Here is a 9,769-nt window from a genome sequence, read left to right as displayed (position 1 = left end):
AAGCCCGCCGCGGCCGGGTCGCCGACCGGAACCCCGCCGCCACCGGGCACCTGGCCCGCCCCGCCGAACTGACCGAGATGTCCCCCGTACGCCGCCCCGCGGCTGGACGTGTCGCCGCCCGCCAGTCCGGTGACCGGACCGAACGAACCGGCGCCGGCATAGGCACCCATGAACCCGCTCGCACCGCCCACCGAGGACGCGTGCGTCGCGCTGATCCCGTCACCGGCGGGCAGCCCGAGCGAGTCCGGCCCGAAGCTCGGCGTCGAGTTGTCCACTTCGGACATCGCCTGGGTGTAGGCGTTGAAGTACCGGACCTGCTGCGCCTTCACCGCGTCGGCCTCGTCGGACTGCTTCTTCATGTCCGCGACCATCGCGGCAGGCCCGCCCGCCAGCATCGCGGCGGTCTGCTGCGCCGGGTCGAAGGTCTTCGGTGCCGGCATCTTCTTCACCTGCTCGGCGGCAGCGGCCTGCTGCGCGAGCCGGGAGGACATGGTGTGCGCCGCGTCGCCCGCCTGCTTGCTGGAGTTGGCAAGGCCGACCAGTGCCCCCTGCGCGGACCCGGCACCCTGCCCGACCCACACGTTGCCCAGCTCGCTGATCGCGTTGTACAGGTCGTTGGCCGCCTGGTGCAGCTCGTCACCGTGTGACTTCCACATCTGGCCGGTGGCCTCGGCACTGGCCGGGTCGTTGTTCCGCGTCGCGCCGAGGTAGAGCTGCTCGCTCTCCTGCGCCGCCCAGTTCGGCGGGCTGCCGATCGCGCGGTCGGAACCGTAGTCGAAGCCGCCGGCGGAGTTGCGGGCCTGCTGGACGATGGCCGCGCTCTCGCCGTTGTCCCCCAGCTGCACCTTGGGGGTGGAGCCGCTGTTCGGGTTCGTCATGGTGGATCAGACCTCCTGATTCCCGGACAGCGCGTCGACGGCGGCCTGCTCGATGCGGTGGTAGTGGCTCATCGCCGCGAGGATGGCCTGCTCTGCCTGGTCGTACTGGTTGTAGAGGTTCTGCAGCGCCTGTGCGTAGGAGTCGCCGCCGCCGTCGGCGCGCTGGGCGAACTTCTCCGCTATCGCGTTGCCGACCGGGTTCGCGCCGAGCTTCGGCGGCTCGGCCAGCGCACCCGCGTTGCGCAGCAGGTTCTCCACCGAGTCCTTGCCGGTGCGGATCTTCTTCAGCACCGCCTGCGCGGCGTCCGGGTCGACCCCCAGTTCCCCGTTCACGGCGGCAGCGCGAAACGCCGCGGCATCCGCGTAACTGTTCCCCATCAGTTCACTCCTGCCCCAAAGTAAGCATCGCTCTCGCGGCTGTTGTTCGCATAGGTTAACGCACCCGGGCGACACTTATGACGGGTTCCGGCGGCTCCGGGTTCCCACCTCGCCCGAACAGCCCAAGCCCGGCCGTCAGGAGCTGTACACGTGCGGATCCAGGGTCCCGATGTAGGGCAGGTCCCGGTACCGCTCGGCGTAGTCCAGCCCGTAGCCGACCACGAATTCGTTGGGAATGTCGAATCCGACATAGCGGACCGGCACGTCCACCTTGACCGCTTCCGGCTTGCGCAGCAGCGAGCACACCGCCAGCGACGCCGGGTTGCGGCTGGCGAGGTTCTTCAGCAGCCAGGACAGGGTGAGCCCGGAGTCGACGATGTCCTCGACGATCAGCACATGGCGGCCGGCGATGTCCCGGTCGAGGTCCTTGAGGATGCGGACCACCCCGGACGACGAGGTCGAGGATCCGTAGGAGGACACCGCCATGAACTCCAGCTGCGCCGGAATGGGCAGCGCACGGGCGAAGTCGGTCATGAACATGACCGCTCCCTTGAGCACCCCCACCAGCAGGAGGTCGGCGGTCACGCCGTCCCGGGCGTAGTCGGCCGCGATCTGCTTGGCGAGTTCGTTGATCTTGTCCTTGATCTGCGGCTCGGTGACGAGCACGGAGGCGATCTCGCCCTCGTACACGGGTCAGTCCCCTCTGGTGTTTCCGGTGATTCGCGCGTCCGCGCGCCGATTCACGGCAAGCCTGCCATGCGACCGCTCGGCCACCAAGCTACCGGGTAGCCAGACGCCGCCCTGGCCACGCCAGTCGCCGATCAGCGCGTCCACGGACCGCAGATGGGCGTCGGTGAGGTCGCGCGCTCCGGCGTCGAGCAGCCACCTGCGCAGCACTCGCCGACGGAGCGGGGCAGGCGCCTTCGCGAGCACGCCGATGTCCAGCCCGCGGAGGGCACGAGCCTGGCCGAGGAGGTCCTCCGCCAGCGCGTCCAGGGTTTCCAGATCCTCCCGCAGTTGCGCGGCGGTGCGGGCGAGCGCGGCGGGCACCCCGCCGTTGAGGACGTCTTCCAGCAGCGGCAGGACCTCCGTGCGCAACCTCACACGCGTGAAGCGGGGATCGGCGTTCTGCGGATCCACCCAGGGTTCGATGCCCAGTTCGGCACACGCGGCCTGGGTGACCGAGCGCGGCACGTTCAGCAGCGGCCTGCCCCACGGCGGGTCGAGCGGACGCATGCCCGCGACCGACCGCGGCCCCGACCCCCGGCCCAGGCCGAGCAGCACGGTCTCCGCCTGGTCGTCCCGCGTGTGACCGAGCAGGACGAGCGTGTTTCCGTGAGAAAGCGCATTCCGCAACGCCGCGTACCGGGCGCGGCGGGCGGCCGCTTCCAGCCCGCCGGGCCCGGTGACCTGGACGGTGAGCACCTCCGCGGTGTCCGCGCCCAGCTTCCGCGCGAGGTCGGCGGCTTCCGCGGCGACGCGCGCGGAACCCTCCTGCAGCCCGTGGTCGACGACCAGCGCTCGCACCGGCAGTCCAAACTGGTGGCCCACATATGCGCCGGCTTCGGCGAGGGCGAGCGAATCGGCACCGCCCGAGACCGCGATGTTCAGCTCGCCACAGGACAAGGGACCCAGGAACTCCCGCACCGCCCGCCGCACCGCGGCCACCTGCTCGTTCAACCGTGGACGCGCCGGATCCAGGCGGCGGGGTCGGCGATCTCGGCCCGCGTCGGCAGCGTGTTGGGCGACCGCCACACCGCGTTGAACCCGGCCATCCCGACCTGGCCCACGACCTGGCGGGTGAACGCGGCGCCCTGCGCGTACTGGCGGATCTTGGCGTCCACCCCGAGCAGGCCGCGCAGGAACCGGTCCAGCAGCCCGCCGCCCCGGCGCCGGGCGGTGAACCGCGCACGGATCGTCTCCACGGTGGGCACCACACCCGGGCCGACCGCGTCCATCACGTAGTCGGCGTGGCCTTCGAGCAGGGTGGACAGCGCCAGCAGCCGGTCGAACACGGCCCGCTGCTGCGGCGAACGCAGGAACTGACCGAGCGCGAGCACCCCGTCGGCTTTGCTGCGCCTGGCCTCCCGCAACGCGTCGGGCAGCCGGCCGAGCAGATCGGACAGGCCGTCGGCGTCGGCCCCGGTGAGTCCGCCGACCAGCCGCTCGACCTCGTCGGCGAAATAGTCCTTGAGCCAGCCGACCGCGGTGAACTGCAACCGGTGCGTGCTCTCGTGCAAACACACCCACATCCGGAAGTCACGTCCCGGCACCCCCAGAGTCTGCTGCGCGGTCACCACGTTCGGCGCCACGAGCAGCAGCCTGCCCTCGCCGTGGGGCCCACCGAACGGGTCGTACTGGCCGAGCACGCGGGAAGCCAGGAACGCCAGCACCACCCCGGTCTGCACGCCGGCGCTGCCCGCCAGCAACGGGCCGAACGGATTGGCCGGGAGAGACCGCAATGCCTTGCCGGTCAACGCGTCGAGCCCCGCCGCCGCCGAACGCACCCAGCCGGGCCGGTCGACCACCTCGCCCGGACGCAGTGGCAGCCCCGCGCCGAGCCCGGTCAGCTCACGAACGTGGGTTTCGGCGTCCACGGTCAGATCGCGCAACTCACGCACCGCGAGCTTCGCCTCTTCCCGGGGCACCGACGGTCCGCCGCGCACCAGGAACGCACCCGTCGACGCGGCGAGCGACCAGTCCACCACCGACCGGGCCGAGTCCTGCGGAGCGTCCACGACGTCATCCCTCATGGGCGCCTCCGGGCTCCTCGCTCACCGTGCTCACCTTCTCGACGCTACCTGGCCTTTTGGTGTCTGTCTCGTGCTCGTCAACGGCATCCGCAGCCACGAAGCGTGGCCGCGACGGCGTCGACACCGGACCTGCCCACGTTCTGGTCCGAGCCGTTGGACATCAGCGCGAACGCCAGCATGCGGCCGTCGGCGTCCAGCACCACGCCCGCCAGGTTGTTCACGCCGGTGAGGGTGCCCGTCTTGGCCCGCACCCAACCCTTGCCAGGAGAAGAAGCCGGGTCGCGGTAGCGGTCGGACAGGGTGCCGCTGCCCCCGGCCACCGGCAGGCCTTCCAGCAACGGGCGCAGTTTCGCGGTCCTCGGGTCCTTGCCGTCCGGCGCGGAGGCCGCCGCGAGCAACTGGGCCAGCAGCCTCGCCGGCACTCTGTTCAAATTGGACAGTCCGCTGCCGTCGTGCAGCACCACGCCGGCGGTGTCGAAACCGTTCTGGGACAACACTTTCAGCGTCGTCTGCGCGACTCCGTCGAACGTCGGCGCGGCACCGGCGGCGATCGCCGTCTGCCGCCCGACCACCTCGGCGAGGGTGTTGTCGGACAGCTGGAGGAGGTTGTCGATCAGCTCGGTGATCGGGGCGGAGCGCACCTCGCCCAGCACCTTGGCGCCCTTCGGCGCGGCGGTCGTGCCGCCGGTCGCGGCACCGAGCCGGTCGGCGAACTCCTTGAGCAACGCGCCCGACGGGTCGTTGACGTGATCCTCGGCCTTTTCGTTGTGGGGATCGATCAGCCCGCCGTCGAGCATGCCCGGCACGATCTGCGCCGCGTACTTCGGGACGTCTTCGGGTTCCCAGCTCGCCGCGGCGGGGCCGCCGCTGTACAGGGAGGGGTCGATCTGCACCTTCTTCACCGACCCGCCGGCCTCCCGCTTGACCTGCGCGACGAGGTCGTCGAGGTGCGCGGCGCCGGTATAGATCGACTTCTGGCCTGCGGGCAGGGCCGACAGTGTGGCGTCGCCGCCCGGGACCAGGATCACGGTGTCCGGAGACGAGCCTGCCACCACCTTCGTGCCCAACTGCAGGCCGTGGTCGAGGGCGAGCAGGGCGGCGGACGTCGTGAGCAGCTTGGTCGTCGACGCGGGCGTGAGCGGCTGGCCGGAGTTGCGGTCCCAGAGCGTCGAACCGGTGGCCGGGTCGATCACCGTCCCGGTCAGTGTGCCGAGGGCCGGGTTGCTCGCCGGACCGGACAGCGCCGCAGACACGCCGACGTTGGTGGGTGTCGGCGCCGACGGGCTCGGCCCCTTCAGAGCCAGGTTCACCGTGGTCGGCTCCGGAGAATCGCCCTTGGGCAGGTTCGGCGCCCACGGCAGGCCGAGCCGGTTGGAAACATAGGGCAACGCGGCGGCCACGCCGAGAGCGACGACGAGCAACACCGCGACGCCGCTGAAGACCAGCACACGGCGTTTGCCGCGTTTTGGCGGCACGGGCTCTTCGTCACCGGCTTGCGCGGCGGCAGGCGCTTCGCCGGTGGGCTCGATCCGGACCGGCTGGGCGGTCGCCGCGGACGCGGAGGGGACCGGCTGCGCCGGAAGCGGCTGCGGCGCCGGCCACGGGGGCCAGGGCTGGGGTTGCTGCGACTGCTGCGGTTGTGACGGGCTCTGCGGGGGCTTGGCTTGCCGAGCCGCTGGGCTCGCTGGGCTCGCTGGGCTCGGTGGGCTCGGTGGGCTCGGTGGGCTCGGTGGGCTCGGTCGATGGTCGGCCTGCTGCGCCTGGCGGTCGGTGGGCCGGGACGACTGGAGCGGCTGGGGAAGCTGCACCCAGACGGTCGGTGCCTCCGGCAGTCGCGGCTGCACGGGCAGCTGGGCCGTCTTCTCCCCCTCAGGAGCCGGAGGCTGCGCGGCCTTGTCCCCGGCGCCGGACGTGTCCGAATCGTCCGACGGCCACTGTGGCTCTTGCTCGTGCGGCGGCACGCACCCCTCCTACGTGTATCTACGGCGCCCAGGGACCTACGTCACAGTCAACTCACAGTTGTCAAGGCGACATCCGTGCGACTCGGCGATGACGCGTGGTCCACACTAGTGAAGTCAAATCAGTGAAAACCGTTAGCCGCCCATACGGCTTGAAGAGGACGAGGTCAGCGAGCCCGTGGAGTTCGACGCCACCATCGAGATCCCCAAAGGGGAGCGCAACAAGTACGAAGTGGATCACAAGACCGGGCGCATCCGGCTCGACCGCACCCTGTTCACCGCCACGCAGTATCCCGCCGACTACGGGTTCGTCGACGACACCCTCGGCCAGGACGGGGACCCGCTGGACGTGCTGGTGCTGGTCCAGGAGCCGACCTTCCCGGGCTGCCTGATCCGCTGCCGGGCCATCGGCATGTTCCGGATGACCGACGAGAAGGGCCCGGACGACAAGGTGCTCGCGGTTCCCGCCGCCGACCCGCGGCTGGAGCACCTGCGGGACATTCACCACCTCAACGAGTTCCACAAGCTGGAGATCCAGCACTTCTTCGAGGTGTACAAGGACCTGGAGCCGGCGAAGAGCGTCGAGGGGTCGAGCTGGGTCGGCCGGGCCGAGGCCGAGGCCGAGATCAAGCGCTCCTACGAGCGCGAGGCCGACCGGCTGGCCAAGGCCGCCGCGGGTTCGGCGCACTGATCCGAAGCGGCCCAACGTGCCCCACGTTGGGCCGCTTCGGAAACCTCAGGCCCGATAGCCGGGGATCGGGTAGGCCGTGAGCAGGTCCCGGACCTCCCCCGCGATCCTGGCGAGCGCGGGTTCGTCCTCGGCGATGGCGGCGGCGATGGTCCGGTCCAGCCACTCGGCGATCTGCGGCTGGTGCTCCGGGGTCAGGCCGCGGGTGGTGATCGCCGCGGTGCCGAGCCGGATGCCCGACGGGTCGAACGGCTTGCGCGGGTCGAACGGCACCGTGTTGTAGTTGAGTTCGATGCCGGCCCGGTCCAGTGCCTGCGCCGCCGGCTTCCCGCCGATCTGCCTGTTCGTCAGGTCGACCAGCAGCAGGTGGTTGTCGGTGCCGCCGGAGACGAGGTCGAACCCGCGCTCGATCAGCGCCTCGGCCAGCGCCTTGGCGTTCGCCACGATCGCGTGCGCGTAGTCGCGGAACTCCGGCTTGGCCGCCTCGCCGAGCGACACCGCGATCGCCGCCGTGGTGTGGTTGTGCGGGCCGCCCTGCAGACCGGGGAACACCGCCTTGTCCACGGCCTTGGCGTGGTCGGCGTCGGTCATGATCATCGCGCCACGGGGACCGCGGAGTGTCTTGTGCGTGGTCGTGGTGATCACCTGCGCGTGCCCGACCGGCGACGGGTGCGCGCCGCCGGCGATCAGGCCCGCGATATGCGCGATGTCGGCGACCAGCACCGCGTCGACCTCGGCCGCGATCTTGGCGAAGGCCGGGAAGTCGATCGTACGTGGGATCGCCGTGCCACCGGCGAAGATGAGCTTCGGCCGGTGTTCGAGCGCGAGGTCGCGGACCTGGTCGAGATCGACCCGCCCGGTCTCCTTTCGCACGCCGTAACGCACGGCGTTGAACCACTTACCGGTGGCCGAAACGGTCCAGCCGTGCGTGAGGTGCCCGCCGTCGGGCAGGGCCATGCCGAGCACCGTGTCGCCAGGCTGGGCGAAGGCGAGGTAGACCGCGAGGTTCGCCGGGGAACCGGAATAGGGCTGCACGTTGGCGTGCGCCACCCCGAAGACCGATTTCGCCCGCTCGATGGCGACCCGCTCGAGCTGGTCGATGTACTGCTGGCCCTCGTAGTACCGCTTACCGGCGTAGCCCTCGGAGTACTTGTTCGTCAGCACGGTCCCCGTCGCCTCGAGCACCGCCTGGGACACGTAGTTCTCCGAGGCGATCAAGCGGATCTTCTCCGCCTGGCGGCGGGCCTCGTCCTCGACGAGCCCGGCGATCTCCGGGTCGGCCGCGGTGAGGGTCGGGATGGGGGGCTGGTGCGTCATGTTCCTAACTCCCTGACACGGCCACACCCAGGCGCGCGGTGCCGGCCTCGTCGGTCGCTTCCCGGTGGTGCTCCACCTCTATGGCGCCAGTCGCTGCTTCGCCTGTAGATGGTACTTGCGCCCGGCGCGTAAGGACCGCCGCGCGGGCTGTGTTTCCCGCAGTTCCGCGCACCAAGGTGTCAGACGGGCGCTATGCCGTCGCGGTGGCGCCGGGCGAGCTGCTGGTAGACGGCGGCGTTGTGGTCGACCCAGGCGCGGGCCGAGTCGCTCAGCGGGACGAACTTCTTCGCCGGGCTGCCCAGTGCCATCGCCTCGGCGGGAACCTCGGTGTTGGGCGTGACGGTGGCGCCCGCGGCGACCAGCGCGCGTGGCCCGATCTTCGCCTGGTCCAGCACGGTGGCGCCGTTGCCGATCAGCGCCTGCTCGCCGATCGTGCAGTCGTGCACCAGGCACATGTGCCCGACGGTGACGTTGCGGCCCACCTCGCACACCCCGGTGTTGACGTGAATCACCGAGTTGTCCTGGATATTGGCGCCCTCCCGGATGACGATCTTGCCGAAATCGGCGCGCACCACCACGCCGTACCAGATCGAAACGCCTTTTTCGATGACGACGTCGCCGATGAGGGTCGCGGTCGGAGCGATCCAGGCGTCCGGGTGCACGGTCGGGCTGACACCCTCGAATGAGAACTGAGGCATGGCGCCACCCTATGCGAGGCAGATCGAGCGGATTTTCTCGCGAAGTGTCACGATCGGTGACCGACCGCGACATGGCCTCGGCCGCCTGCATCTGGTCGGCCCGGCCGACCGCGACCCAGTACTCGAACCAGAGGAAGGCCGCGTTGGGGTTCTCGGCGAAGGTGCCGAGATACGCCTCGTGGACCGTCCACAGCCGCTCTTCGGGATCTCTCCTCCTGCTTCGCCAGTTGGTCGGACGACGGCTGGTCGCGATGGCCCGGCGGCCATGGCGTTTTCGTGAGACAGGCCTCCTTTTAGGACGATTGTCCCACTTGTCATGACATTGCCGACGACTCCCCCGTCCAGGTGTTGCACAGGTAGTCGCGGTTCTTCGTGGCGCCCTGCCGCCACCAGGCGATGGTGTGTTCGTCGGACGGGACGGCGCGGTCGGGCAACTGCAGGTCTCCTTCCGTCGCGCTGGCGCAGTCGTGTTCGATCCGTGTCCCGGTCGGCGTTCAGTTTGGGAAACAGGACGTAGTCCTGAACATTGAACAGGGTGCTTCGATCAAACAAACCGAGCACCAGCCCACTCAGCAACGCGGTCCAGGTGGGATTCGAAAACCCTTCGACCGGCTCCGCACCCGGCGCTACCACTGGACCCAACCCGTCCGAAATACTGCGCGCATACGCAAACGTGATGGCCGCGTCGTCGACCATCCAATTCCCGTACACCCAGCCATACGCGCCGATCAGAGCCGCACCACCCGATTACGGCCGCCACCCCAAAGAACCTTCTCCGTCTTCGGCGACCTTCCCCCGCCCGCCGGCCGGACGGCGGGCTCTGTCGTCGCAATCGCTGTCACAACACGCGTTGCCGGAAGAGGCCGGGTTGTTGTCGATGCGTTCGGCCTTGGCATGTTTCGTCAGGTGGCCAATGTTTCGACTATGCCGCCAGCAGCGCTCAGGGCTTGATTGACGAGTCCGAACTGTTGCTGACAGGACCATTACCAGCCAGCGGGTTCAGCGGCGCACGGCCACAGCCGTGAACTAAACCAGGGCCTTCCCGTTGGCCCGGGAAGGCCCTGGTCAGAGGTGGAGCCGCGTGGGGGAATCGAACCCC

The 9,769-nt window shown here is 69.9% G+C and carries 9 protein-coding genes and 1 pseudogene; 1 reads left to right on the top strand and 9 read right to left on the bottom strand.

The annotated features are described in order from the left end of the window. The 6 genes from VJT49_RS16610 to dacB all read right to left on the bottom strand — a co-directional run. Positions 1 to 878 (bottom strand): hypothetical protein (locus VJT49_RS16610; protein ID WP_324165732.1); only part of this gene is annotated, 878 nt, incomplete at its 3' end. 6 nt (positions 879 to 884) lie between these two features. Next, positions 885 to 1,256 carry a hypothetical protein gene (locus VJT49_RS16605; protein WP_324165731.1) on the bottom strand — a complete coding sequence of 124 codons (372 nt, stop codon included), beginning with the start codon at positions 1,254 to 1,256 and terminating at the stop codon, positions 885 to 887. A 135-nt stretch (positions 1,257 to 1,391) separates the two neighbouring features. Further along, on the bottom strand, positions 1,392 to 1,946 hold the full coding sequence (gene hpt, locus VJT49_RS16600; protein WP_324165730.1) for a hypoxanthine phosphoribosyltransferase: 555 nt from the start codon (positions 1,944 to 1,946) through the stop codon (positions 1,392 to 1,394). Positions 1,947 to 1,949: 3 nt separating this feature from the next. Continuing rightward, positions 1,950 to 2,936 carry a tRNA lysidine(34) synthetase TilS gene (tilS, locus tag VJT49_RS16595; RefSeq protein WP_324165729.1) on the bottom strand — a complete coding sequence of 329 codons (987 nt, stop codon included), beginning with the start codon at positions 2,934 to 2,936 and terminating at the stop codon, positions 1,950 to 1,952. Continuing rightward, positions 2,933 to 4,009, bottom strand: coding sequence for a zinc-dependent metalloprotease (locus VJT49_RS16590; protein WP_324165728.1), 1,077 nt, complete (start codon positions 4,007 to 4,009; stop codon positions 2,933 to 2,935). Before VJT49_RS16590 ends, tilS begins: the two co-directional genes overlap by 4 nt. 77 nt (positions 4,010 to 4,086) lie before the next feature. Beyond that, positions 4,087 to 5,484, bottom strand: coding sequence for a D-alanyl-D-alanine carboxypeptidase/D-alanyl-D-alanine endopeptidase (dacB, locus tag VJT49_RS16585; RefSeq protein ID WP_324165727.1), 1,398 nt, complete (start codon positions 5,482 to 5,484; stop codon positions 4,087 to 4,089). A gap of 661 nt (positions 5,485 to 6,145) precedes the next feature. On the opposite strand from dacB, the gene VJT49_RS16580 reads away from it, so the two are divergent. Beyond that, a complete protein-coding gene (locus VJT49_RS16580) occupies positions 6,146 to 6,658 on the top strand; it encodes an inorganic diphosphatase (RefSeq protein ID WP_324165726.1) in 513 nt (170 codons plus the stop codon). Positions 6,659 to 6,703: 45 nt separating this feature from the next. On the opposite strand, the gene glyA is transcribed toward VJT49_RS16580, so the two are convergent. From glyA to VJT49_RS16565, 3 genes and pseudogenes are all read right to left on the bottom strand, one after another. Continuing rightward, positions 6,704 to 7,972, bottom strand: a complete 1,269-nt coding sequence (gene glyA / locus VJT49_RS16575) for a serine hydroxymethyltransferase (protein ID WP_324165725.1) — start codon at positions 7,970 to 7,972, stop codon at positions 6,704 to 6,706. 179 nt (positions 7,973 to 8,151) lie between these two features. After that, complete coding sequence (locus tag VJT49_RS16570) at positions 8,152 to 8,670, bottom strand: gamma carbonic anhydrase family protein (RefSeq protein ID WP_324165724.1); 519 nt, start codon at positions 8,668 to 8,670, stop codon at positions 8,152 to 8,154. 498 nt (positions 8,671 to 9,168) lie between these two features. Beyond that, positions 9,169 to 9,430, bottom strand: a pseudogene (locus VJT49_RS16565) (hypothetical protein); the annotation flags it as partial. Positions 9,431 to 9,769 lie beyond the last annotated feature (339 nt).

This window comes from Amycolatopsis sp., assembly GCF_035276945.1.
Lineage (GTDB): Bacteria > Actinomycetota > Actinomycetes > Mycobacteriales > Pseudonocardiaceae > Amycolatopsis_E.
This window is presented reverse-complemented; position numbering and strand designations above follow the sequence as displayed.

What these genes read in the sequence shown, in the direction of transcription:
- VJT49_RS16605 (WP_324165731.1), bottom strand. Translation starts at nt 1,256, where the DNA reads ATGGGGAACAGTTACGCGGATGCCGCGGCGTTTCGCGCTGCCGCCGTG.
- VJT49_RS16590 (WP_324165728.1), bottom strand. Translation starts at nt 4,009, where the DNA reads ATGAGGGATGACGTCGTGGACGCTCCGCAGGACTCGGCCCGGTCGGTG.
- glyA (WP_324165725.1), bottom strand. Translation starts at nt 7,972, where the DNA reads ATGACGCACCAGCCCCCCATCCCGACCCTCACCGCGGCCGACCCGGAG.
- VJT49_RS16570 (WP_324165724.1), bottom strand. Translation starts at nt 8,670, where the DNA reads ATGCCTCAGTTCTCATTCGAGGGTGTCAGCCCGACCGTGCACCCGGAC.